This is a genomic window from Steroidobacter agaridevorans, from assembly GCF_009932555.1.
Classification (GTDB): domain Bacteria; phylum Pseudomonadota; class Gammaproteobacteria; order Steroidobacterales; family Steroidobacteraceae; genus Steroidobacter; species Steroidobacter agaridevorans.
In genome coordinates this window covers 1,265,810-1,290,847 of sequence record NZ_BLJO01000001.1, presented here as the reverse complement: position 1 = coordinate 1,290,847, position 25,038 = coordinate 1,265,810, and the positions used below count along the sequence as shown (strand labels likewise).

Sequence of the window (25,038 nt, the reverse complement as noted above, 5' to 3'; positions counted from 1 at the left end):
GATGAGTAACATCATCCGCCTTCCTCTCACCCCGGCCACTACCCCTGTCATGCACGATCGCGATTGCCTGCACAGATTCCTGTTCGAGCACTATCCGATTCGCGGCCACATCGTCCACCTCGACGCATCGTGGCGCGCATTGCTCGAGCATCGCGAGTATCCGCCTGTCATTCGCGACACGCTCGGTGAGGCGGTCGCGGCTTCGGTGCTGCTCGCGGCAACGTTGAAGTTCGATGGCATGCTGAGTTTGCAGCTCAAGGGGCAGGGGCCGATGCACCTGATGCTGGCGCAGTGCTCGGATGCGTTGGGCGTGAGGGCGGTGGCTCGTTACAAAGATGCCGACTTTCGGCCGGATCTCGCGTCGCTGTCGGGCGAAGGCAGCTTGACCGTGACCGTCGAGAACGAGGACCTGTCTCAGCGCTATCAGGGCATCGTGCCGTTGAATGGCGAGCGGCTGTCGGATTGTTTGCGCAACTATTTCGAGACGTCCGAGCAGCTGCCGACTCGGTTGTGGTTGCATGCGGATGAGCATGGCGCGTCGGGCTTGTTGTTGCAGAGGCTGTCGGATGACTCCGTGAAGTCCCGCACTGTCGGCTCGCGTGCGCATGAGATGAATCGGGCAGAGATCGAGGATGCGTGGAATCGGGTGCAGCTGCTGGGCGACACGCTGAAGCCCGAAGAGCTGCAAACGCTGAGCGATCGGAACATTCTGCGTCGCTTGTTCGCGGAGGACGATGTGCGGTTGTTCGAATCGGCGCCGGTGTTTTTCAAATGCCGCTGCTCTCGCGAACGCGTCGTCGGCATGCTCAAGGCGCTCGGCCCGGAAGAAGTGCGCTCGGTACTGGCGGAGCAGGGGCACGTCGAAGTGCGCTGTGATTTCTGCAACCGGGCGTATCGATTCGATTCGGTCGACGTGGAGCAGTTGTTCGCTAACGCAGCTACACCGACAACCGACGCACCAGACCGACGGCATTGACGCCGTTTCCGTGAAAGCCGTCCTCTTCGAATCATTCGGTGGCGCGCTCAGCTGCGTTGACGTTCGCGATCCCACTCCGACGTCGGGCGGCGTCGTTATCAAAGTCGAAGCTTCAGGCATCTGCCGTAGCGACTGGCACGGTTGGATGGGACACGATGCGGACGTTCGTCTTCCTCATGTTCCGGGCCATGAACTAGCAGGCGTCGTCGCCGCGGTCGGGGCGGACGTCGCGCGCTTCAAAGTGGGCGAGCGAGTCACCGTGCCGTTCGTGAGTGGCTGTGGTCGATGTGAGCAATGCGCGAGCGGGCAACAGCAGATCTGCGCCGTGCAATTTCAGCCGGGCTTCACGGCGTGGGGCTCCTTCGCGGAGTTCGTGGCTATCGACTACGCGGACATCAATCTCGTCAAACTTCCGGAGTCCATCGACTTTGTCACCGCAGCCAGTCTGGGCTGTCGGTTCGCGACGTCATTTCGAGCGATCGTAGACCAGGCGCGGGTGCGGCCGGGTGAGTGGGTGGCGATTCATGGCTGCGGAGGCGTGGGGCTGTCCGCGATCATGATCGCGAATGCTATGGGCGCGCGCGTTATCGCCGTCGACATCGATCAAACGAAACTCGACTTCGCCAAACGCCTCGGCGCCGAAGTGGGCGTGCTCGCAAACGCCGACGTCAAAGCCGCAATCCTCGAGCACACCCGCGGTGGCGCGCACGTATCGATGGATGCGCTCGGCAGCCGCGTCACTTGCTACAACTCGATCGCTTGCCTGCGCCCGCAAGGTCGGCACGTCCAAGTCGGCCTGATGCTCGGCGCGCACGCGGACCCGCCGGTGCCGATGGGTCTGGTGATCGCGAAGGAATTGCAGGTGATGGGCAGCCATGGCATGCAAGCCCATCGCTATGGCGCCATGCTCGACCTCATCCTCATGGGCCGTGTACAGCCACAACTCCTCGTCGAAAAGACCATCCCTCTGACCGCGGCTCCCGCGGCACTCGCTGCCATGGACACTTTCCGCGGCACCGGCATCACAGTAATTAACGATTTCACGAACTAAACGCGTCGAGATGCCACTCAACTCAGGGGTAGGCTAGATCGATCGAGAGGTCTACGCAGAGGCGTTCGCCGCGAAGTCGGCTCGTGCCTCACAAATGAATTCGCCCGTTGAGGAGATGGAGTTGTACTGGGGAGAGAGGGAGCGACGGGTCGGCTACTGGTGGTCGGTGATGTCCCTGGTGGGACACCTGATCGGAACGGCCTTGATCTTTACGGCGTTGTTTTCGGTAGGTTGGCTGGTCTCTGTCTTCTTGCATACGCTGCACCGCCACCACCCATTTCCAGACGAAATTTTCCGGTTCGTCACGAAGATCGAGTTGTACTTGGTTTATGCTGACACCGCGCTCAGCGCAGTGATCCTGATGGTCGGTATGGTGCGCTTCTGCAGACAAGTGTTGGAGGTGGAACGATGATTCAGAACGTTCTACGGCCTATCGCCGAGGGGTTTCGGGGCAGCCTGCGACTGTGGAAGGGAATTCTCCTGGCCTTGCTATCGGTCGTGTCCGTGATCACGGCCTTCATCAACGCGCCCCGGGTTTCGGATTTCGACGCTAGTCGCCGATTGCCCTAACAAGCTGATCTCCCGCGTTCGGATTGAAGAAAAGCCGCGCCTATCGCGGCTTTCGCCGTTTTTGGGCGCGGCTAAGCCATTGTTGTAGCGCTTCTTTCCGCAATTTTCGCATCTGCCGAGGAGCACGGCGTGACAGGAGGCGGCGGTCTCCGGTATAGTGCTGCCCGTCAATATAAAGATATCTTTATATCCTTAAGTCGCTGACACCGGAATGCCGAGCTTTCTAGCCGCCGTCTCCGCCCTACGAGCTGCCGCCGAGCCCACTCGCCTGCGGCTGCTTGCGCTATTGGCGCGGGCGGAGCTGACGGTGGGGGAGATCTGCGAGGTGATCGGGCAGAGCCAGCCGCGGGTTTCGAGGCACTTGAAGCTTCTCTGCGACGCCGGATTGCTGGATCGATTCCGTGAGCAGCTGTGGGTGTACTACCGCGCGCCGGCTTCGGGCGAGGCGCGAGACACCGTCTGGCAGCTGCTGGCGTTGGTGGATGAAGAAGATGACGTGCTCCGTCGCGATCGCCGCCGTATGGAGGAGGTCATCGCCGAGCGTGGCCGCCGCGCGGCGGATCACCTGGCGGAGGAAGAGTCGCTCGAGAAGGCGTCCGATATCGTCGACGCCACCGTTCTCGAAGAACTGGCGAGCGAGCCGATTGGCGCGCTGCTGGATGTGGGCACGGGCTCGGGCCACATGCTCCAACTCCTCGGCGCGAAAGCGACGCGCGCGGTCGGTGTAGACATATCGAGTGACGCGCTGCGCCTCGCGAGAACCAAAGTACATAGTGCAGGCCTGAGCCACTGCGAGCTGCAGCGAGGTGACATGTATGACCTGCCGTTCGCTGCGCCACTGTTCGATACCGTCGTCGCCGAGCGTGTGCTGGCAGGCGCGGAGCGCCCGCTCGTGGCGCTCGCCGAAATCACACGAACACTCAAGCACGGCGGTCGCGCCGTGATCATCGAAGACTTCGACTCGTTGAGCTCGGCGTCTTCCGCCAATCCCATCTCCACTTTGCGCGAATGGTTTGCCAAGGCAGGGTTGGAAGTCTCCCGCCTGCGTCCCGTCGATACCGAAGCAGGACATCTGCTGGTGGCAATCGGTAGGCGCGTGGCGCGCAGCACGGCGGCGGCATGAGGCTGCGCCTCCTTATCGAAAGGAACTGAGGAAAGAAACATGTCAGTCGAGAAGCTCAAGGACCAGATCGGCAACAGCCTGAGCAAACTGCGCGGCCGCCCCACGGTGTCGTTCGAGTTCTTCCCGCCGAAGGACGAGGCGATGGAAAAGACGTTGTGGGAGTCAGTCGAGCGCCTGGCTCCGTTGCAGCCTCGGTTCGTGTCCGTGACCTACGGCGCCGACGGCTCGACGCGCGCACGCACGCATAACATCGTCACCCAGGTTCAGAAGAACACGTCGCTGACGGCGGCACCGCATCTGACCTGCATCGGCGCGCCCCGCGAAGAGATTCTGGATATCGCGCGTGACTACTGGGCCAACGGCATTCGTCACATCGTGGCGTTGCGCGGCGATCCGCCGCAGGGCACGACGAAGTACGTCCCGCATCCCCAAGGGTTCGCATACGCCGTCGATCTGGTGAAAGGCCTGAAGTCGGTCGCCAATTTCGAGATCTCGGTCGCGACCTATCCGGAGCCGCATCCTGAGTCGCCGAGCGCGGCGTTCGAGCTGGCGAATTTGAAGTCGAAAATCGATGCCGGCGCGGATCGGGCGATCACGCAGTTCTTCTTCGATACCGAAGTGTTTCTAAAGTTTCGAGATCAGTGCGCGGCTGCGGGCATCAAGGCCAGTATCGTGCCGGGCATCCTTCCCATCACGCGCTTCCCGCAGATGTTTCGCATGGCTCAGCGCTGCGGCGCGAGCGTGCCTGACTGGCTGAGCCATCGATTCGACGGCCTCGATGACGACGCGGATACGCGCCGCCTGATCGCCGCCGCGGTCGCGATCGAGCAGGTGCAGGAGCTGCAGAAGCACGGCGTCGAAGAATTTCATTTCTACACCTTGAACCGGGCCGAGCTGAGCTATGCCATTTGTCATGCGCTCGGCGTGCGGCCGGTGCTGGCGCAGGCGGCTGCGGGTTGAGCGAAGGGAATAAAGATATGAATCGCATCGAACGAATTGCCACCCTTCGTCGCCTGTTGACCGAGCGCATCGTGATGCTCGATGGCGGCATGGGCACCATGATCCAGGGCTACAAGCTCACCGAAGCGGACTATCGCGGCGAACGGTTCAAGGACTGGGCGTGCGATCTGAAAGGCAACAGCGACATCCTGGTGCTGACGCGGCCGGAGATCATCAAGGCCATTCACACCAAATATATGGAATCGGGCGCGGACATCGTCGAGACGAACACGTTCACGGCGAACTATTCCTCGCAGGCCGACTACCAGATGGAGCATCTGGTGCGCGAGATCAATCTGGCCGGCGCCACGGTCGCGCGTGAAGCGGCGGATGAATACTTCGCGAAGACCGGCGAAGTGAAGTTCGTCGCCGGCGCGCTAGGACCAACGAATCGCACCGCCTCGCTCTCGCCTAACGTCAACGATCCGGCGTTCCGCAATATCGACTTCGACCAGCTGTCGGACACCTATCTGATCGGCGCACGTGCGTTGATCGAAGCTGGCGTCGACATCCTGTTGATCGAGACCATCTTCGACACGCTCAACGCGAAGGCTGCGATTTACGCCGCGCGCCAGGCGATCGATGAGGCGGGCATCGACATCCCCATCATCATTTCCGGCACGATCACCGACGCGTCGGGCCGCACGCTGTCCGGGCAGACCACCGAAGCGTTCTGGAATTCGGTGAGCCATGCGAAGCCGCTGGCGGTCGGCCTGAACTGTGCGCTCGGTGCGAAACAGCTGCGTCCGTACATCGAAGAGATGTCGCGCATCGCCGATGTTTACGTCAGTGCGTATCCGAATGCCGGCCTGCCGAATGCTTTCGGCGAGTACGACGAGCATGCGTGCGAGACCGCCGGGCTCGTCAAGGAATTTGCAACCAGCGGCTTCGTGAACATCGTCGGCGGCTGCTGTGGCACGACGCCCGATCACATCAAACACATTCGCGAAGCGGTGGAGGGCATCGAACCTCGCAAGCCTCCCGTGTTGGAGAAGCGCGCGCGCTTGTCTGGCCTCGAGCCGTTGAACATCGGGCCCGACAGCCTGTTCGTGAACGTCGGTGAGCGCACCAACGTCACGGGCTCGGCGAAGTTCCGCAAGCTGATCGAAGCGGACGATTACAACGCCGCGCTCGACATTGCCCGTCAGCAGGTGGCGAGCGGCGCGCAGGTCATCGACATCAACATGGACGAAGGCATGTTGGATTCGGAAGCCGCGATGGTGCGCTTCCTGAATCTGATCGCGTCCGAGCCGGACATCTCGCGCGTGCCCATCATGATCGACTCGTCCAAGTGGTCGGTGATCGAGGCCGGTCTGAAGCGCATCCAAGGCAAGGGCATCGTCAATTCCATCAGCTTGAAGGAAGGCGAGGCGGCGTTCATCGAGCACGCGAAGAAAGTGCGTGCCTATGGCGCAGCCGTCGTCGTGATGGCCTTCGACGAGACTGGCCAGGCCGACACGGTGAAGCGCAAGGTGGAGATCTGTCAGCGCTCGTACAAGGTGCTGACCGAGCAGGTCGGCTTCCCGCCCGAAGACATCATCTTCGATCCGAACATCTTCGCGGTGGCGACCGGCATCGAGGAGCACAACAACTACTCGGTCGACTTCATCGAAGCCACGGCCGAGATCAGAAAGACCTGTCCGCACGCGCACATCAGCGGCGGTGTGAGCAACGTTTCCTTCTCGTTCCGCGGCAACGACCCGGTGCGCGAGGCGATGCACTCGGTGTTCCTGTATCACGCCATCAAGAACGGCATGACCATGGGCATCGTCAATGCCGGGCAGCTGGCGATCTACGAGGACATCAATCCCGAGCTGCGCGAGCGCGTCGAGGACGTGATTTTGAATCGCCGGCCGGATGCGACCGAGCGCCTGCTGGAGATCGCCGCGCGCTTCAAGGGCGAAGTCGGCGCGAAGAAGGCCGAAGATCTGGCGTGGCGCAATCTGCCGGTCGAAAAGCGACTGGAGCACGCACTGGTCAAAGGCATCGACGAGTTCATCGTCGTCGACACCGAGGAGGCGCGGCAGAAGGCTGAGCGGCCGCTGCACGTCATCGAAGGTCCACTGATGGACGGCATGAACGTCGTCGGCGATCTGTTCGGCAGCGGCAAGATGTTCCTGCCGCAGGTCGTGAAATCGGCGCGCGTCATGAAGAAGGCGGTCGCGCACCTGATTCCGTTCATCGAGGAAGAGAAGGCCAGGTCGGGCACGGTCTCCAAGTCCAACGGCAAGATCATTCTCGCCACGGTGAAGGGCGACGTGCACGACATCGGCAAGAACATCGTCGGCGTCGTGCTCCAGTGCAATAACTTCGAGGTCATCGATCTCGGCGTGATGGTCCCGGCCGAGCGCATCCTCGAAACGGCGCGGCGCGAGAATGCGGACATGATCGGTCTGTCGGGCTTGATCACGCCGTCGCTGGACGAGATGGTGCACGTCGCGCGCGAAATGCAGCGTCAAGGCTTCGAGCAGCCGTTGCTGATCGGCGGCGCGACCACGTCGCCGGCGCACACGTCGGTGAAGATCGATCCGCAATACAAAGGCCCGGTCGTTTACGTGAAGGACGCGTCGCGCTCGGTCGGCGTCTGCCAGCAGCTCGTCACCGCAGCGTTGCGTCGTGAGTTCGTCGAGAAGACGAAGGCAGAGCATGCGGTTCGCCGCGAGCAGCACGCGGGCAAGAAGATCAAAGCCCCGCAGCTGACGATTGCGCAGGCGCGAGCGAACAAATTCAACGGCGGTTGGGATTCGTATGTGCCGCCGGTGCCGAAGTTCCTCGGCATCCGCACGTTCGATGACTTCTCGCTGGAAGACCTGACCCGTTACATCGACTGGATGCCGTTCTTCAACGCGTGGGAGTTTGGCGGCAAGTTCCCGGACATTCTCACCGATCCCGTGGTCGGCGAGCAGGTCAGCAATTTGTACGCCGATGCCCGCCGCATGTTGAAACAAATCGTGCGTGAGCGCTGGCTCACCGCGCGCGGCGTCATCGGCTTGTTCCCGGCGAACAGCGTCGACGATGACGACGTTGAGATCTACACGGACGAGTCGCGCACTCGCGTGCTCACGAAGCTGCACTTCCTGCGTCAGCAGAAGGGCAAGCCGGCGGGGCAGTCGCACGATGCGTTGTCGGATTACATCGCGCCGAAGTCCTCCGGCCGCAGCGATTACATCGGAGCGTTCGCTGTGACTGGCGGCATCGGCATCGAGCCGCATCTGGAGCGTTTCGCGCAGTCTCACGACGACTATTCGAGCATCATGCTCAAGGCGCTGGCGGATCGCTTCGCCGAAGCGTTTGCCGAACGCATGCATGAGCGCGTGCGTCGCGAGTTCTGGGGCTATGCGCCCGAAGAGCGCTTCACCAACGATCAGCTGATCAAGGAAGAGTATCGCGGCATCCGTCCGGCGCCGGGCTATCCGGCCTGCCCGGATCACACCGAGAAGGCGACGTTGTGGAAGCTGCTGGATCCGGAAGCGAACGCGGGCATGAAGCTCACCGAGTCGTTCGCGATGTACCCGACCGCCGCCGTGAGCGGCTGGTACTTCTCGCATCCCGGCTCGCGTTACCTCGCGGTCGGCAAGATCGACTTCGACCAGGTGCAGAACTACGCCGCGCGCAAGAAGATCTCGCTGGAGGAAGCGCAGCGCTGGCTGTCGCCGAACTTGGGTTACGACCCGGATTCGGACGCCAACGCGGCCTGACTCGCCTGACCCACCGGCCCGGCATTCGCCGGGCCGGCGGTGGAATTGGGCCAACGTGCCGTTCCATCGCAAAAATCAGCCTTCGGTCGCCTTTCGCAGTCGCCGACGGTGCATCAAGTCTGCAGAGCAGTGCTGTGCGTCAAAGCGGCAGGTACAATGCCCGTCCGTTTCAACGCTGGCTCGAGCTATTTCTATGACAAATGCATCGAAGGTGTATCCGAGCGCCCGCGCGGCTCTCGAGGGGGTGGTGCGCGACGGGCTCACCGTCATGTCCGGCGGCTTCGGCCTGTGCGGCATTCCGGAGAACCTGATCCTGGCGTTGCGCGACTCGGGCGCGAAGGATTTGACCGTCGTTTCCAACAACGCCGGCGTCGATGACTTTGGCTTGGGCATGCTGCTCAAGACCCGTCAGATCAAGAAAATGATTTCTTCCTACGTCGGCGAGAACAAGGAATTCGAGCGGCAGTATCTCGCCGGCGAGCTGGAGCTGGAATTCAATCCGCAGGGCACGCTGGCGGAACGCATTCGCGCCGGCGGCGCGGGCATCTTCGGTTTCTATACGCGCACCGGCGCCGGCACGCTGGTCGCCGAAGGCAAGGAGTCGCGCGTCGTCAACGGCGATACATACATTCTGGAGACGGGCCTGACCGCGGACCTGTCCATCGTGAAGGCGTGGAAGGGCGATACCGAAGGCAATCTCATCTATCGCAAGACCGCGCGCAACTTCAATCCGATGATGGCGAGTGCCGGCCGCGTCACCATTGCTGAAGTGGAAGAGCTGGTCGAGGCGGGCACGCTGGATCCCGATCAGATCCACACGCCGGGCATCTTCGTGCAGCGAATCGTCAAGGGCACGGACTACGTCAAGCGCATCGAGCAGCGCACGGTCCGCAAGCGCGCCGCCGCCTGACGCCTTGGCCACCCACTCACTGCAATTCATAGGTTACTCATATGCCCTGGACTCGCGATCAAATGGCCGCCCGCGCGGCCCGTGAACTCAAAGACGGCTTCTATGTGAATCTCGGCATCGGCATTCCGACGCTGGTGGCCAACTACATTCCGGAAGGAATGAAAGTGGTGCTGCAGTCGGAGAACGGCATGCTCGGCATGGGGCCGTTCCCGTTCGAAGGCGAAGAGGATCCCGACCTGATCAATGCCGGCAAGCAGACGATCACCGAGCTGCCGATCTCCTCGTATTTCTCTTCGGCCGACAGCTTCGGAATGATCCGCGGCGGTCACATCGACCTGTCGATTCTCGGCGGCATGGAAGTGTCCGCGACTGGCGATCTCGCGAACTGGATGGTGCCCGGCAAGATGGTGAAGGGCATGGGCGGCGCCATGGACCTGGTCGCCGGCGTGAAGCGCGTCGTGGTCGTGATGGAGCACACGTCGAAGGACGGCTCGCCGAAGTTCAAGCAGAAGTGCGATCTGCCGCTGACCGGCGCGGGCGTCGTCGACATGCTGATCACGGAGCTCGCGGTGTTCGCGCGCCCGGATCGCAAATCGCCGTTCAAGCTCATCGAACTCGCGCCGGGCGTAACGGCCGAGGAAGTGAAGGCGAAGACGGGCGCGCCGTATCAGTCGTAAGCCAAAGGGCCCTCTTAGGAGGGCCTTTTTCAGGCGGTAGGCGCTCGATCGACCAGCGCGATCGCTGCGTCGATGGCCGGGATGAGCGCCACCGCTTCCATCTGGCGGCAACGCTGTTTCATTGTCTCCAGCTCCGGAAGTGTTTGCGGCGTGATGATGTTTTCGCCCACGTCGGCCAACAATCTTGCCCGCGCGCTCTGCAAACTCGTGGGCGCCAGCGGCTCGATGGCGGTGTACACGGCGAGATCGTTGGCGTAACGGCGTGCGGCCGGCCAGGCGCTTTGCTCGATGCTCACTTCCATCGCGTGATGGTAGAACTCGAAATAGCTGTGGCTGACACAGCCTGAGGCCAGCACGGCTTCTCCTTCGGCCAGCGCCGCCGCACGTTGCGCCGGATCTGGCGTCAGCCGCGCCAATATTCCGAGCAGCGAAGCGCCGCAGTACGACATGCCCATCTCGCGGCTGAGCTGCAGGCCTTCCTCGACCAGTCGCAATCCTTCGTCGCGACTTTCCGGATGAGTCATGCAGCTGGCAAGAATGCCCAGGCACTCGGCATGAAAGCGACGCGCGCCCAATTGTTTCGCCAGCTGCAATGCTTGTCTGGCCAGCTTGCTGCGCTCGTCGGCCTTACCCTGCAGGATCAAACCGGAGGTCAGGCACAACACCGAAATCAACTCGCTGCGCAGATCGCCGACGCGACGTGCGATCTCCAGGCATTCCTGCAGGCTCTCGCGGCCGGCAGCGACTTCGCCGCAATACACCTGGGTGATGCCGACCATGGGCAGGTTCGCGAGCAACACGCCGATCAAGCCGTGCTCTCGCGCTTCCTTTACACATTGCACGAAATGTTTGCGTGCTGTCAGCAAACTGCCGCGCTGATAATAGGCATCGCCGAGCCCACCCAAGGCGCGGGCCAGTTCGAGCGGGGAGTTGGCTTGTTGCGCGTACTCGTACGCTTGCTGATGAGCGCGCAAACAGTCGTCGAAACGTCCGAGCGGGAAGCAAAGGTTGCCGTGCAGGGTGCTCATGCGGGCGCGAGTCTGCGCATCTGCCGTTTCGGCAAACAGACTCTGCGCGCGCTCCAATGCATCGAGCGCCTCTTCATGACGATCCATCACGCGCAGTGTCGAGGCGATGCCAAACCAGGCGCTGCCATGACCGCTCTGATCGATCGAGAAGTCCAATGCTTCGCGATACGCCGCCAGTGCATCGTGAGTACGGCCCAGGTGCAACAGCAGTTCACCGAGCAGCACGCTGGTCCGATGCAGCATCATCGGCTCACGCGCGACGGCGCTCGCCTTGTTCGCCAGGTTGAGCGCGCTTTCGTAACGAAGCGCCGTGCGTTCGGATTCGGCAGCTTTGATGTAAGCCTCGGCGGCGCCATCGTCGTCGGCAGCAGCAAGATGTTCGGCGTGCAACGACAGATCGCGCGTCGCATACCAATCCGCCGCAACACGATGCAATGCGCGTCGATGCGACTTCAACGTCGACTCATAGATTGCGTCACGAAACAGTGCGTGCGCGAACTCCAGCTCGACGCCGTCGCTGCGAACCAGTGTGGTGGCGACGAGCTTTTCCGGCTCGTAGCTGTCGTCTTCGAGCATGCGACGGACGGTCGCCAGTTCGGTGCGCTGACCCAGCACCGCCGCGGCTTCCAGGGCCCGATGGTCTTGCGCCGACAAACTGTCGGCACGCGAGAGCACCAACGAGCGCACCGATCCGGGCAATGTATGTTGCCCGGCGCTCGCCGCCCGCAGCAGCTGATCCAGAAACAATGGATAACCTTCCGCGCGCACGATGCATTCCTGAATCGTTTCGCTCGACAGCTCGGGGTAGTGCGCCGCCAGTTCCTGCGCTTCGTCTTCGGCGAGCGGTGCGAGATCCACGGTCGTCACCGGGCAGCCGCGTGCTCGAGCGCGCCAGCTTGCGCTGATCGGATCGCCTTCGGGACGCGTCGTCATGATGAACAGGATCTGACAATTCGCGACCACGGCCGCAATCTCGCCGAGCCGCGCCAGCTCGTCGGTGTCCGCCCAATGCACGTCTTCAACGATCAGCAGTTGCGGCGAGCGCTGCGCGGCCGCTTCGATGATTTGCGCGAGCGCAAGCGTCCGGCCGCGCTGACGAGTGGCAATTTCCATCGCCTTTTCCAGCGCCGCCAGTTCCGGCTCCAGTGGCGCATCGATCAGGTCGCTGAGAAAAATGATCTGATCGATGCCGCCGCCCCTCAGCGCCGCCATTCGTTGCACGGCGGATTTGCGTTCGGCTGCGGGCGCGTCCGGACGGATGCCGAGCAGACTCAGCGCAAGTGTCGTGATCGGACGCCGACCGGGAGACTGACCGAAGTCGAATATCTGTGCCGAGTGAACGCCGACGCCGCGCTCGATGGCAGCATCGTGTACTGCATCGACCAGTCGCGTCTTGCCAATACCCGCTTCACCCCGCACCACGATGGCGCGGCCGTGTCGACTCGACATGCAACGATCCAGCGACGCGAGAATCATTGCCAGTTCAGGACGGCGCCCGACGAACGGCTGAGCCGTTGTGCCGACATCGACGCCGATGGCATTCAGCGACCAGGCACTGACAGGTTCGGAATGCGCCTGTAACGCCGCGCCGACGCGCTGAGTGCTGACGCGCTCACCCAGCGATTGGCGGATATCTTCCGAAATCAATACTTCGCCGTCCTGCGCCTGGGCTGCAAGCGTGTGCGCTTCGTGGGTCGGTCGTCCGCTCAAGGGAAACACTTCACCGCCGCAGAGGATCTGCCCCTGAGCGATGCCGATGCGTAGCGCCAGTGTACTGGCGACGGGCCACGGTTTCGCATTCACCATGTCTCGTAACATCAGTGCGGCGCGGGCGGCGCGTTCGGCTTCGTTGCCATAGGAATGGGGAATGCCGAAGACGGCCATGACATTCGAGCCGACGCGACGGTCCGTGAGTCCGCCGAATTCCTGAGCCGCGCTCTGTACGCGACGTTGAAACTCGTTCGAGAGCAAGTGCGCCTCTTCGGGATCGAGTCGCGCCTCGGTTTCCAACAAGCCTTCGAGGCGTGCAACAAAGATCGTCGCGTCGCGCAGGCTCGCTCGCAACTCCTGGCGTGCAGCGGGCGCCGGTGTCGCATCGATTGGATCGTGGCTGAAAGATTCACCCTCGACCGGCTCGGCGACGGCCGCACGACGTTTGCGCATCAACTCCCGATACAAATGCTCGGTGGCCGCTTCGGGTGACACATCCAGTTCACGTCGCAAGACATCGCGGCACACGCGGTACTGTCGAAGCGCCTCGGCGTAGGAGTTGCGCTTCGCCTGCAGCTCCATGATCCGACGGTGTGCTGCTTCGTTGAGCGGCTCCAAAGACACGAGCTTGACGCATGCAGTCAACGCTCCGTCGTTATCTTCTGCAGCCATGCACAGATCGGTGAGGCGCTGCAGGGCTTCGCTCATTTGTTTGCGTAAGGCGCCGCGCTCGGTGCTCAGCCATTCATCGAAGGCGGTCGAGCGCGCGTCGAAGCCATCTAACAAATCGCCGCGGTACTGACTGATCGCGTCCTGCAACGAAGTGCGCGTGCCGGCGAGGAGGGAGGTGCGAAAGGCGCCGATGTCACTTTGTAACAACCCGGCATCGACGCCCACCGATTCGGTGTCGGCGAGCAATGCCGCCTGCGCGCCGGTCGGCAAAGCTTTTCTTAGCGCGGCAAGGGCCTGGCGCAGGCTGGTGCGGGCCAGTTCCTCGTCGGCATCTTCCCAAAGCAGATTGGCGAGCCGGTCGCGGCTGTGAGATTCGCCCGGCCGCAAGGCCAGGTAGGCAAGCAGGGCGCGGCCTTTGCGGGAGGCAATGCGGACCTCGCCGCCGCTCGCGTCGCGGACATGAAACGAGCCCAAGACTTGTAACGTCAGTTCACTCACGGGCAGACCCGGTCCGATGTTGTTGTTATCCAGCGCCAGGGTCGCCATTTTCACGCATTTTTCACGGCTGTCGAGACTTTCAGCTCACGCAGAGGGCCTACAAATATGTTCCACAACCCAGGAGGAACGACATGTCGCTTCGAGATTCGCGCGGTTGCCCGGTTTCCACCCGCAGCACCGCACAGCTGGCGCAGTTCGAGCAGGCGCTGGAACTGTCGGTGAGCTACCGGCTCGACCCGTTGGCCACGATTCAGGCCGCGCTGGACAGCGATCCGGGCTTCGCCATGGGGCATTGTCTGCGCGCCGGGCTGATGATCATGGCAACCGACCGCATGGTGGCGCCACTGCTGACAGAGAGCATCGAAGCCATCGAATCGTTGGGTCGGCGGGCTAACGAACGTGAGCGGGCGCATGCTGCCGCGGCGCGTGCCTGGTTGCATGGCGATTTCGCCGGCTCGGTGCGTCGTTACGGCGAGATCCTGTTGGAATATCCACGGGATCTGCTGGCGCTGCAGGTGGCGCACGTCGGCGATTTCTTCAACGGTGCCAGCACCATGCTGCGCGATCGCGTGGCCCAGGTGTTGCCCGAATGGGACACCAGCGCGCCCGGCTACAACTATGTCCTCGGAATGTATGCGTTCGGCTTGGAGGAGACAGGGTTGTATTCGCGCGCCGAAGACATCGGCCGTCGCGCCCTTGAAATCAATCCGATCGACGCTTGGGGTGTGCATGCCGTGACGCATGTGATGGAGATGCAGGGGCGCATCCGCGAGGGCATCGATTTCCTCACATCGCGTGAGCGGGATTGGGCGGACAACAACGGGCTGGCGTTTCACAACTGGTGGCACCTTGGGTTATTTCATCTCGACGCGGGCAATGTCGCTCAGGTGCTCGATCTGTACGACCGCCGTATCCGGCCGGCGCCTTCACAGGTGCCGCTGGAAATGCTCGACGCGTCGGCGATGCTGTGGCGTTTGCAGTTGCGCGGCGTCGATGTAGGCGATCGCTGGCGCACGCTGGCCAGTTGCTGGGAGCCGTTCGTCGATCACGCTTATTACGCCTTCAACGATGCGCATGCGGTCATGGCGTTCGTCGGCGCGCAGCGAATGGACCTGGCGCAGCGGACGATTGCGGCGATGGAGCAGAAGTGCGCGGGTTCGGATACCAACGCCATGATGACGCGCGATGTGGGTCTGCCGTTGGCTAAGGCGCTCGTTGCATTCGCCGAGGGCAACTATTCCGAAGTGGTGCGTCAGTTGCAGCCGATTCGAACCATTGCGAACCGCTTCGGTGGCAGCAATGCGCAGCGCGATTTGATTCATCTCACGTTGGTGGAATCGGCGCTGCGTTCGGATCAGGTCCGCCTCGCCCGAGCGCTGATTGCCGAGCGGACTCAATTGAAGCCGTCGAGCCCGTCCAACTGGCAGCTCACTGCGCGTGTCATGGAGATGGGCGGTGACATGGGCGCCGCTGCCCGCGCGATGGAAAGTGCCGAGACGCGCCGCAAGGCGCAGTTCATGCCGCAGCGGACGATGGCTCTGTCGGGCTGATTTTTTGGTCCGCGACGCCACCTGCAAGTTGCCGGTGGCGTTTGCGCTCACGCCTGATGCGGCCGCGCCAGATATTCCTGCGACTGCATCTCGATCAGCCGGCTCTGCGTACGCTCGAACTCAAATTTGAGCTTGGCGCCGTGATAGAGGTCGGTCACGGGCTTCTCGGCCGAAACGATCATCTTGACGGCGCGGTCGTAGAACTCGTCGACCATCGTGATGAAACGGCGCGTCTGATTCTCGGATTCGACGCCGAGCGAGGGAATGTCGCTGACGAACACCGTGTGATAGCAGCGGGCAATCTCGATGTAGTCCGCCTGGCCGCGAGGACCGTCGCACAGCTCCTTAAACGTGAACCAGATGACATCGCCGGCGTGGCGCTTCGCGTGCAAGCGGCGATGATTCAACGTGAGCGTCGCATCGACGGCGCCAGGCTCGCCGGCCATCGCTTCGAACAGAGTGACGAGCGCGGGGGTAGTCTTCGCGTCGTGCGAATCGAACCAGGTCGTCGCCTTTTCCAGCAGGCGCAGGCGATAGTCCGTTTTGCTGTCGACGTGAATGACTTGCGTGTTCTCTTTCAATAGTTTGATCGCCGGGAGAAAGCGCGCGCGCTGCAGACCTTCTTTGTAAAGATCGTCGGGCGGCACGTTCGACGTGGCCACCAGCGTCACGCCGCGATCGAACAAGCCGCGGAAGAGGGTGCCCAGCAGCATCGCGTCCGCGATATCGGACACGAAGAACTCGTCGAAGCAGATGATGCGCGTCTTCCTGGCGATCTTTTCGGCGATCAGCTCCAGCGGGTCGGCGCGCTCCTGATGTTTCTTCAGCTCGTCGTGCACCGATTGCATGAAGCGATGGAAATGGCTGCGCTGGCGGTCCTTGAACGGCAGGGATTGATAGAACAGATCCATCAGCCAGGTCTTGCCCCGGCCCACGCCGCCCCAGATGTACAGGCCTTTCTGCAGCTGGTGTTCCTTGCGCGACGACAGCAAGCCCTTGAGCAGGCCCCCTTTGGGCTGCGGCGCCAGCAATCGCTGCCGCAAATCGTCCAGGTGCGCGACGACGCGCTCCTGCACGGGATCGCGTCGATACCCGAGGCGGGCGCATTCGATTTCGTAGAGGGCGGCGACGGTGGTCGCGGGCGTAGGGTGGTCGGGCACTGCTCGAGCTTTTTGGATCGTCCTGTCGCGCCAATAGTACCGGAGCGGCGCTTTCGGTTCAGTCCTTCAGTTCCGGCCGGTGCTTGAAGAAGTCCAGCGCTTCAGGATTGGCCAGGGCAGCGAGGTTTTTGGGCGTGCGGCCGTGGACTACGTCGCGGATCGCCAGCTCCACCAGCTTGCCGTTGAGCGTTCTGGGCAGGTCCGGCGCCTGGATGATCTTGGACGGCACGTGGCGCGGCGAGGTGTTGTCGCGAATGGTCCGGCAGATCTTGTCGCGCAGCGGCTCGTCGAGGGTCAGGCCGTCGCGGAGGCGGACGAACAGCAGGATGCGCACATCGCCCCGATATTCCTGAGCGATGGCGACCGACTCGACCACCTCCTCGATCTTCTCCAGCTGACGATACAGCTCGGCCGTGCCGATGCGCACGCCGCTGGGGTTCAGCACGGCATCGGAGCGGCCGTGCACGATCAGGCTGCCTCGGGAGGTGACGGTGGCAAGGTCGCCATGCCACCAGACATTCGGATAGCGCGAAAAGTAAGTGGCCACGAAACGGTCGGTCTGCGTGTCGCCCCAGAAACCGACGGGCACGGACGGGAAGGGCCGGGTGCACACCAATTCGCCTTGCTGACCGACGAGCGGCTTGCCAGCCTCGTCGAAGATTTCGACTTTCATGCCCAAGCCGAGCGCCTGAATCTCGCCTTCATAGACGGGCAGCACCGGGCAGGCAGCGCCGAAGCACGCCATGAGGTCGGTGCCGCCGGAAATGGAGGAGAGCTGCACGTCGGGATGCACGTCCCGGTAAACGTATCGATAACTGGTCGGGCTCAGCGGCGCGCCGGTCGATATCACCGTCCGCAGCGCGCTCAGATCGAACTCCTCGCGCGGTCGCAGGCCCTGCTGCTCGCAGGTCGTCAGAAATCTCGGGCCGGTGCCGAAGATAGTGACGCGTTCTTCGGAGGCCACGCGCCACAGGATTTTCGGATCCGGCTGCAACGGCGCGCCGTCGAACAGCACGATCGTGGCGCCGGTGGCCAGGCCGCTGGCCAGCGCATTCCACATCACCCAGCCGCAGGTCGTGAAATAGAAATATCGATCCTCGGGGCCCATGTCCGAATGCAGAATGTTTTCTTTCATCTGCTGGAGCAGGGCGCCGCCGGCGCTGTGCACGATGCACTTCGGCGCGCCGGTCGTGCCGGAGGAATACAGAATGAATGCCGGCTGCTCGAACGGCAGCTGCGTGAATGTCAGCGGAGCGCCAGCCTTGCCGAACAGCTTGAACAGCGCGCCATGCGGCACTTGTTCGGCCTTCGCATCGGCATTCAGGTAAGGCACGAGCACGACCCGCTCGATGCTGGAGATCTGTTTGCATACGGCGGCGACGGTCGGCAGGCAGTCAATGCGTTTGCCGGCGTATTGATACCCGTCGGTGGCAAACAGAACGCGTGGTTTGATCTGCCCGAAGCGATCGACGACCGCGCTCGCGCCGAAGTCCGGCGAGCATGACGACCAGATCGCGCCCAGGCTGGTGGCGGCCAGCATGGCGATGACGGTTTCGGGAATGTTGGGTAAGTAGCCGGCGACGCGGTCGCCGATCTTCACGCCGGCCGCTTTCAAACCGGCCGCGACGCGGGCGACCTCGTTGCGTAACTCACGTCGCGTCAGCTCGCGACGCTCGCCGCTTTCGTTGCGGAAGATGATGGCAATCGAATCGTCGCCGACGGGGATCAGATTCTCGGCGTAGTTCAGCAGCGCGCCGACGAACCATTGAGTGCCCGGCATGCGGGTGCCGTCGACGATCTGGTGCGCGTTCTGCGAGCAGCGGATCTCGCAAAAATCCCATACCGCGTTCCAGAAGTGCTCGGGAAACTCCACCGACCAATGGTGCAGCGATGCGTAGTCGTGCACGGGCGCTTTGTAACGCTCCTGCACGTAATGGGAGAAGCGGGTGAGCGCGGCTTTGCGAACGCGCTCGGGGGAGGGAGTCCAGATCGGCTTCGCGGCGGGTTCCATATTCAGGCACCCGCCGCGAAGCTCGAGCTACATATTTTGGTAGTTCGGACCGGAGCCGCCTTCCGGCGTGGTCCAGTTGATGATCTCGTACGGGTCCTTGATGTCGCACGCCTTGCAATGCACGCAGTTCGCCGCGTTGATCTGCAGACGGCGGCCGCCCTGGCCGTCATCGACCATTTCATACACGCCGGCCGGGCAGAAGTTCTGGCAAGGGTTTCCATATTCCTTGGTACAGCGAGTGACGCAGATCGACGTGTCCAGCACCTTCAGGTGCGCCGGTTGCGCTTCGTCGTGGACGTTGCCGGCGAAGAACACCGACGCCAGACGGTCGCGCGGCGGCAGTGTGCGATCGCCCCAACCGCGATCCGGCGAAGCATAGTCGCTCAGCTTCTCCAGTGACGACCAGTCCGCGGTATTGCGCAGCGTCCAGGGCACCTTGCCCTTTAGCAGCGATTCGATACCGGCATTGACCATCGCAAAGTACAGCCCGCGCTTGAACGCCGGCTTGAAGTTGCGCACCGAGTGCAATTCACGGTGCCCAGCGGAGTTCCGCCAGCGGGCATCGAAACCGGCGGCCTTGCCTTGCTCGGCCAGGTGTTCCGCGGCCAGCGTGCCTGAACGGATCGCCTGGTGAATGCCCTTGATCTTGAAGACATTGAGCGTGCCGCCCGCATCGCCGATCAGCATGGCGCCCGGCATGTCGAGGCGCGGCAGCGATTGATAGCCGCCCGCCGCAATCGTGCGGGCGCCGGCAGCCAGGATTTCGCCGCCTTCGAGCAGCGGCTTGATGCGCGGATGATTCTTGAACTGCTGGAACGCCTCGAACGGCTTCAGGCGCGGATCCTTGTAGTTCAGGCCCACGACGTAGCCGACGTACACGCGATCGTTGTCGAGGTGATACAGGAAGCTGCCGCCATACGTTGCCGTGTCGAGCGGCCAGCCGAACGCATGCTCGATGCGGCCCGGCTTCACGCGGCCCGGCGGCAATTGCCACAGTTCCTTGAAGCCCAGGCCGAACGTCGGCGGATCGATGCCATCGCGCAAGTTGTATTTGGCGATCAGCTGCTTGGACATCGAGCCACGCGAGCCCTCGGCGAGCACGGTCGTGCCGGCGTGAATTTCCACACCGGGTGTGTAGTTCGGGCCAGGCTCGCCGTTCTTCTCGATGCCCATGTCGCCGATGCGCACGCCCTTGACGGCGCTGTTCTCGTCGAACACCGCTTCGGCGGCCGCGAAGCCCGGGAAGATATCGACGCCGAGCGCCTCGGCCTGCGCCGCCATCCAGGGCGTCAGCTGGCCGAGCGAGACGATGAAATTGCCATGATTGTTCATGGGCGAGAGGTTCACCGCCCAGTTCGGCAGCTTGAACGAGCCGGTGCGCGTCATCAGCCGCACATCGTCTTCGGCCGCGGGCACTTTCATGCCGGTGTACTCAGTGCGCCAGTTCGGCAGCAGCGCTTCGAGCGGGCCGGATTCCAGCACCGCGCCCGATAACGAATGCGCGCCCACGGCCGAGGCCTTTTCCAGCACGCAGATGTTCAGATCGGGCTTGAGTTGTTTGAGCCGGATCGCGCACGCCAACCCCGCAGGGCCGGCGCCGACGATCACGACGTCATATTCCATTACTTCACGTTCGGTCATGGCTGAGTCTCGTGGGCTGTGTCCGCTCGCGTCTTGTCGTTCTGATGCGCGAGTCTTATTTCGGCGCCATGCGGATCGCACCGTCCAAACGGATGACTTCGCCGTTCAGCATCGAGTTCTCGCAGATGTGCGCGACCAGCGCTGCGTACTCTTCAGGGCGGCCCAGGCGCGGCGGGAACGGCACTTGCTTGCCGAGCGAGTCCTGCGCTTCCTGCGGCAGCGACGCCATCATCGGCGTCTTGAAGATGCCCGGAGCGATGGTCATGACGCGAATGCCGGCGGTGGAAAGATCGCGCGCCATCGGCAGCGTCATGCCGGCGACGGCGGCCTTGGACGCGGAGTAGGCGACCTGGCCGATCTGGCCGTCGAACGCGGCCACCGACGCGGTCATCACGATCACGCCGCGCTCACCTTCTTCGTTCTGCGCGTTGGTGCCCATCTGCGCGGCGGCGGCTTTCGCGACCAGCAGCGTGCCGACCAGATTGATCTCGACCACCTTGCGGAAGAAGTCGCCGGGCATGGCGCCTTCCTTGTTGACGATACGACGGGGCCAGGCGACGCCGGCGCAGTTCACCGCCAGATTCAAGCCTCCCATGTCGCTCTTGGCCTTGGCGACCGCGGCGTCGACGGCCGCCTCATTGGTGACATCCACTGTTGAAAAGAACGCGCTGCTGCCGAGCGCTTGCGCCGCAGCCTGGCCCGCTGCTTCGTTCACATCGAGCAATGTGACTTTGCCGCCGGCGCCGATCAGCCGCTGCGCGACTGCGTGACCCAGGCCCGAGGCGCCGCCCGTGATGACGGCTCGCACTTCATTCAACTTCATGGTTGCCCCTTCTCAGCTCTTCAGATTCGCTGGCCGCCATCGACTTCGATGACGCGGCCGGAAAAATAATCGTTCTCCGCGATGAAGATCGCGGCGTGGGCCATTTCGGCCGGTTCCGCCATGCGCCGCAGCGGCACTGCATTGACGGCGCGCTCGATCATCTCGGGTTTCATCGTGTCGAGAATTTCGGTGCGCGTAAAGCCCGGAGCGATCGCGCCGGTGCGGATGCCGTAGCGCGCGAGCTCCTTTGCCCACACTACGGTCATGGAAACTACGCCGGCCTTGGTGGCGGAGTAGTTCGACTGGCCCATGTTGCCGGCGCGGGAAATGCTCGAGGTGCTGATGATGACGCCGCCATTGCCCAGCGTGGCCATGCGCGCAGCGGCTTCGCGCGCGCCTAGAAATACGCCTGTTAGATTTACATCGACGACGGCGCGCCATTGATCCATGGACATCTTGCCGACCACCTTGCCGTCCTGCACTTTGACCAGCAGCGCATCCTTGGTGATGCCGGCATTGTTGATCATCACTTCGAGGCGGCCGAAGTCGCTGACGATCCGATCGAGCGTGCTTTCGACTTCCTGCTCGCGCGTGACGTTACAAACATAGGTTTCGGCGCGGACGCCTGCGGATTCGCACAGCGCTTTGGTCTGGGCGAGGTCCTCGGCATTGAGGTCGATCAACGCGAGGTTCGCGCGCTTCTGAGCGAACGCCAACGCCATTGCGCGGCCGATGCCGCGACCGCTGCCGGTGATGGCGACTAGCTTTCCGTCCAGCTGCATGGCTTCCCCAGACCTGTTCAAAGGGCTCGGATGTTACCCCGAATTTTGCGTTGCACAAAGAGGTAAACACCGATAAATCTACGGCCGGCGCGTTGTTCCGCCAGCCAGTTTCACTAAGACAACGGTGGCCAATTACTCCTGTGGCACCCAGCCCGCCTTGCGGCGCTCCAGAAACGCCGACAGGCCTTCCTTGCCCTCGGGACTGACGCGCAAACGCGCCAGCAGGCGCGCCGTTTCATCGCCAAGCACGTCGCGATCGTGGAAGTGCGCGACACGCTTCACCAGCTGTTTTGCCGCACGCACGGCCTGCGGCCCCCCACGCAGCAAATGATCGATCTGTTCGTTGACGAGTTGATCGAGCTGTTCGGGCGCCGCTGTGAGATGCAGCAATCCCAGCTCTTTGGCTTCGTCGGCCGTGAAGGGTGCTGCAGTGAGAAACAAACGTCGCGCCTGACGGCTGCCGATCGCCTCGACGACGTAAGGAGAGATCGCCGCGGGCACGATGCCGAGTCGCACTTCAGTCAATGCGAATTTCGCGGTGGCGGCGCCGATTGCGATGTCTGCGCAGGCCACCAGGCCGACGCCGCCACCGAACGTATTGCCATTGACGCGCGCGATGATGGGCAGCTCGAATTCATCGAGCTTGCGCAGCAGCTTCGCCAGCACCTGCGCGTCGGCGACGTTCTGCTCTTCGGAAAAATTCAACATCGAGCGCATGTGACCGATGTCGGCGCCGGCACAGAAACTCGCACCCGCGCCGGTGAGCACGACGACGCGCGTTTTCGGCTCGCCGCCGAGCCGGGTCAACGCCTCAACCATTTCGCCCATGGTCGCGCCGTCGAGCGCGTTGTGCTTTTCCGGGCGGTTGAGAGTCAGCGTCGCAACGCCTCGGGAATCGATGTTGGTGGTGACGGTTGACATTGCATGAGCTCTCGCGCGGAAAATGGCGCGGAATAAATACGTTAGGGCAGAGGTCGCATGCAATGCATGACTACATGCGACAGTTGCCTGGTCTCAAGCGGTCGCTTCGAAAATCTCGCGGCCGATCAGCATGCGGCGGATTTCGCTGGTGCCCGCGCCGATTTCATACAGCTTCGCGTCGCGCAGCAGGCGGCCGGTGGGGTAATCGTTGATATAGCCGTTGCCGCCGAGCGTCTGAATCGCTTCCAGCGCCATCCACGTCGCTTTCTCGGAGGCCTGCAGGATGCAGCCGGCCGCGTCGAAGCGCGTGACTTTGCCGCGATCGCAGGCGGCGGCGACGGAATAAACGTAAGCGCGACAGGCGTTCATGGTCGTGTACATGTCGGCGATCTTTCCTTGCATGAGCTGGAACGTGCCGATGGCTCGTCCGAACTGACGACGCTCGTGCGTGTAGGGGATGACAACATCCATGCAAGCCCGCATGATGCCGAGCGCTCCGCCCGCCAGCACCACACGCTCATAGTCCAGACCGCTCATCAACACCTGCACGCCTTTACCTTCCTGATGCAGCACGTTTTCGGCGGGCACTTCGCAATCCTGGAACACCAGCTCGCAGGTGTCGGAGCCGCGCATGCCGAGCTTGTCGAGCTTCTGTGCGGTCGAGAAACCTTTCATGCCGCGTTCGATGATGAACGCCGTGATGCCGCGCGCGCCGAGCTCGGGATCGAGCGTCGCGTAGACGACGAGCGTCTCGGCGGTCGGGCCGTTGGTGATCCACATCTTGTTGCCGTTCAGGACGTACTTGTCGCCTTTCTTCACGGCGCGCGTGCCCATGCCGACCACGTCGGAGCCGGCGCCGGGCTCGCTCATCGCCAACGCGCCGAGATGCTCGCCGGTGATGAGGCGGGGCAGGTAGCGTTCCTTCTGTGCGGGCGTGCCCCAACGGCGCAGCTGGTTGACGCACAGATTCGAGTGCGCGCCGTACGACAGGCCCACCGACGCCGAAGCGCGGCTGATCTCTTCCATTGCGAGGACGTGGGCCAGGTAGCCCAGGCCGCTGCCGCCGTACTCGTCCTCGACGGTGATGCCGAGCAGGCCGAGCTCGCCCAGCTCCGGCCACAGCTCGCGCGGGAATTTGTTGGTGCGGTCGATATCGGCGGCGAGCGGAGCGATGCGTTCGCTCGCAAACTTCGCTACCGTGGCGCGCAATGCGTCCAGATCTTCACCCAAACCGAAATCGAAATCTTCCACGGCGGCCCCCGGTCATGTGCTGGTCCGGCGGATGGCGCCGGCTTACGATTTGCCCTATTGTCCGACAGTCCGTCTTTTAGTCAATAACCGCGTTCGCGTCTTCCCACTATGGTCATGAAAAAAAAGACGATATCCGCAGCCCGCCCACGCCGCGCAGGAGCCGCCGCACTGGTCGCGTCTGAAACCGCCGACAACGCGTCCATGTTCGATCCGGTCGAGCGCGCGCCTGCATACATCAAGGTTTCCTCGGCTATCGAACATAAAATTTTGTCGCGCGCGCTGCGAGAGGGCGATGTCCTGCCGGCCGAGCTGGAACTCGCGCAACAGTTTCGCGTGCACCGGTCGACGGTGCGCGAAGCGCTACGTCAATTGGAAAACGCCGGCCTGGTGGCGCGCCCGCCCGGGGCGAAGCGCATGATCGTCAGCCGGCCCGAAGCGGCGAAGGTGGCTTCGGGCATGCGCCACGCGCTGGTGTTGCACGAGGTGTCGTTCGTCGACGTTTGGGAAGCGATGATGGTGATCGAGCCGGAAGTCGCGGCGCTGGCCGCGATGCGCCGGAACCAGGCGGACCTGGTCGCACTCACACAGACCAGCGAGGCGTTCCGCGATTCTCCGGAAGGCGATCCAACTTCGGTGAATATCGTCGCGCTGTTTTTCGAGCAGCTCGGCGCAGCGTCGCGCAATCAGGTGCTCGTGCTGGCGAAACAGTCCTTGGCTCAGTGTCTGGCGCCGTCGCTGGCCCGAATGATCGACACCGTCCCCCAAGCTCGCGCCCGTATCACAGATGCGCAGAGGCGCATCATCAACGCGGTGAGAGATAAGAATGCGGACGAGGCGAGGAAGTGGATGTCGAAACATGTGCGCGACTTCAAGCGCGGTTATGAAGTCGCGGGGATCTCGCCGGATACGCCGATTTCCGTATAAGGGATAGCGCGTAAATCGAACGTTCTAGCACCACCACGCTAGAACGCTGGATGCATGGGGATT

The 25,038-nt window shown here is 62.8% G+C and carries 18 protein-coding genes; 10 read left to right on the top strand and 8 right to left on the bottom strand.

What is annotated here, in order from left to right:
- Position 1: 1 nt before the first annotated feature.
- From hslO to GYH35_RS05320, 8 genes are all read left to right on the top strand, one after another.
- Positions 2-976, top strand: coding sequence for an Hsp33 family molecular chaperone HslO (gene hslO / locus GYH35_RS05355; RefSeq protein WP_202624090.1), 975 nt, complete (start codon positions 2-4; stop codon positions 974-976).
- A gap of 10 nt (positions 977-986) precedes the next feature.
- Entirely contained in the window at positions 987-2,027 is a 1,041-nt protein-coding gene (locus GYH35_RS05350) for a zinc-dependent alcohol dehydrogenase family protein (RefSeq protein WP_161827841.1), read from the top strand.
- A 94-nt stretch (positions 2,028-2,121) separates the two neighbouring features.
- Positions 2,122-2,439: a hypothetical protein gene (locus GYH35_RS05345; RefSeq protein ID WP_161827840.1), complete on the top strand. Its 318-nt coding sequence runs from the start codon at positions 2,122-2,124 to the stop codon at positions 2,437-2,439.
- Positions 2,440-2,808: 369 nt separating this feature from the next.
- Complete coding sequence (locus GYH35_RS05340) at positions 2,809-3,720, top strand: metalloregulator ArsR/SmtB family transcription factor (RefSeq protein WP_161827839.1); 912 nt, start codon at positions 2,809-2,811, stop codon at positions 3,718-3,720.
- A gap of 39 nt (positions 3,721-3,759) precedes the next feature.
- A complete protein-coding gene (gene metF, locus GYH35_RS05335; RefSeq protein ID WP_161827838.1) occupies positions 3,760-4,680 on the top strand; it encodes a methylenetetrahydrofolate reductase in 921 nt (306 codons plus the stop codon).
- 17 nt (positions 4,681-4,697) lie between these two features.
- A complete protein-coding gene (metH, locus tag GYH35_RS05330) occupies positions 4,698-8,417 on the top strand; it encodes a methionine synthase (RefSeq protein WP_161827837.1) in 3,720 nt (1,239 codons plus the stop codon).
- A gap of 193 nt (positions 8,418-8,610) precedes the next feature.
- Positions 8,611-9,327: a CoA transferase subunit A gene (locus GYH35_RS05325; protein WP_161814652.1), complete on the top strand. Its 717-nt coding sequence runs from the start codon at positions 8,611-8,613 to the stop codon at positions 9,325-9,327.
- 41 nt (positions 9,328-9,368) lie between these two features.
- On the top strand, positions 9,369-10,004 hold the full coding sequence (locus GYH35_RS05320; protein WP_161814651.1) for a 3-oxoacid CoA-transferase subunit B: 636 nt from the start codon (positions 9,369-9,371) through the stop codon (positions 10,002-10,004).
- A 29-nt stretch (positions 10,005-10,033) separates the two neighbouring features.
- Here GYH35_RS05320 and GYH35_RS05315 read toward each other — a convergent pair whose 3' ends face one another.
- Positions 10,034-13,960, bottom strand: coding sequence for a BTAD domain-containing putative transcriptional regulator (locus GYH35_RS05315; RefSeq protein WP_235936728.1), 3,927 nt, complete (start codon positions 13,958-13,960; stop codon positions 10,034-10,036).
- Between the two features lie 83 nt (positions 13,961-14,043).
- Between GYH35_RS05315 and GYH35_RS05310 the strand changes: the two genes are divergently transcribed.
- Positions 14,044-15,462, top strand: a complete 1,419-nt coding sequence (locus GYH35_RS05310; protein WP_161827836.1) for a tetratricopeptide repeat protein — start codon at positions 14,044-14,046, stop codon at positions 15,460-15,462.
- A gap of 47 nt (positions 15,463-15,509) precedes the next feature.
- Here GYH35_RS05310 and zapE read toward each other — a convergent pair whose 3' ends face one another.
- From zapE to GYH35_RS05275, 7 genes are all read right to left on the bottom strand, one after another.
- Entirely contained in the window at positions 15,510-16,622 is a 1,113-nt protein-coding gene (zapE, locus tag GYH35_RS05305; RefSeq protein WP_161827835.1) for a cell division protein ZapE, read from the bottom strand.
- A gap of 58 nt (positions 16,623-16,680) precedes the next feature.
- Positions 16,681-18,633: an acetoacetate--CoA ligase gene (locus GYH35_RS05300; RefSeq protein WP_161827834.1), complete on the bottom strand. Its 1,953-nt coding sequence runs from the start codon at positions 18,631-18,633 to the stop codon at positions 16,681-16,683.
- Positions 18,634-18,660: 27 nt separating this feature from the next.
- A complete protein-coding gene (locus GYH35_RS05295; RefSeq protein WP_161814646.1) occupies positions 18,661-20,274 on the bottom strand; it encodes an electron transfer flavoprotein-ubiquinone oxidoreductase in 1,614 nt (537 codons plus the stop codon).
- Between the two features lie 55 nt (positions 20,275-20,329).
- The gene (locus GYH35_RS05290; protein WP_161814645.1) at positions 20,330-21,097 is read right to left on the bottom strand and encodes an SDR family NAD(P)-dependent oxidoreductase; all 768 of its coding nucleotides are present in this window, start codon (positions 21,095-21,097) and stop codon (positions 20,330-20,332) included.
- Between the two features lie 20 nt (positions 21,098-21,117).
- Positions 21,118-21,879 carry an SDR family oxidoreductase gene (locus GYH35_RS05285; protein ID WP_161814644.1) on the bottom strand — a complete coding sequence of 254 codons (762 nt, stop codon included), beginning with the start codon at positions 21,877-21,879 and terminating at the stop codon, positions 21,118-21,120.
- A 132-nt stretch (positions 21,880-22,011) separates the two neighbouring features.
- Positions 22,012-22,800 carry an enoyl-CoA hydratase-related protein gene (locus GYH35_RS05280; RefSeq protein WP_161827833.1) on the bottom strand — a complete coding sequence of 263 codons (789 nt, stop codon included), beginning with the start codon at positions 22,798-22,800 and terminating at the stop codon, positions 22,012-22,014.
- 93 nt (positions 22,801-22,893) lie between these two features.
- Positions 22,894-24,051, bottom strand: a complete 1,158-nt coding sequence (locus tag GYH35_RS05275) for an isovaleryl-CoA dehydrogenase (protein WP_161814642.1) — start codon at positions 24,049-24,051, stop codon at positions 22,894-22,896.
- 114 nt (positions 24,052-24,165) lie between these two features.
- On the opposite strand from GYH35_RS05275, the gene GYH35_RS05270 reads away from it, so the two are divergent.
- The gene (locus GYH35_RS05270; RefSeq protein WP_161814641.1) at positions 24,166-24,975 is read left to right on the top strand and encodes a FadR/GntR family transcriptional regulator; all 810 of its coding nucleotides are present in this window, start codon (positions 24,166-24,168) and stop codon (positions 24,973-24,975) included.
- Positions 24,976-25,038: the final 63 nt, after the last annotated feature.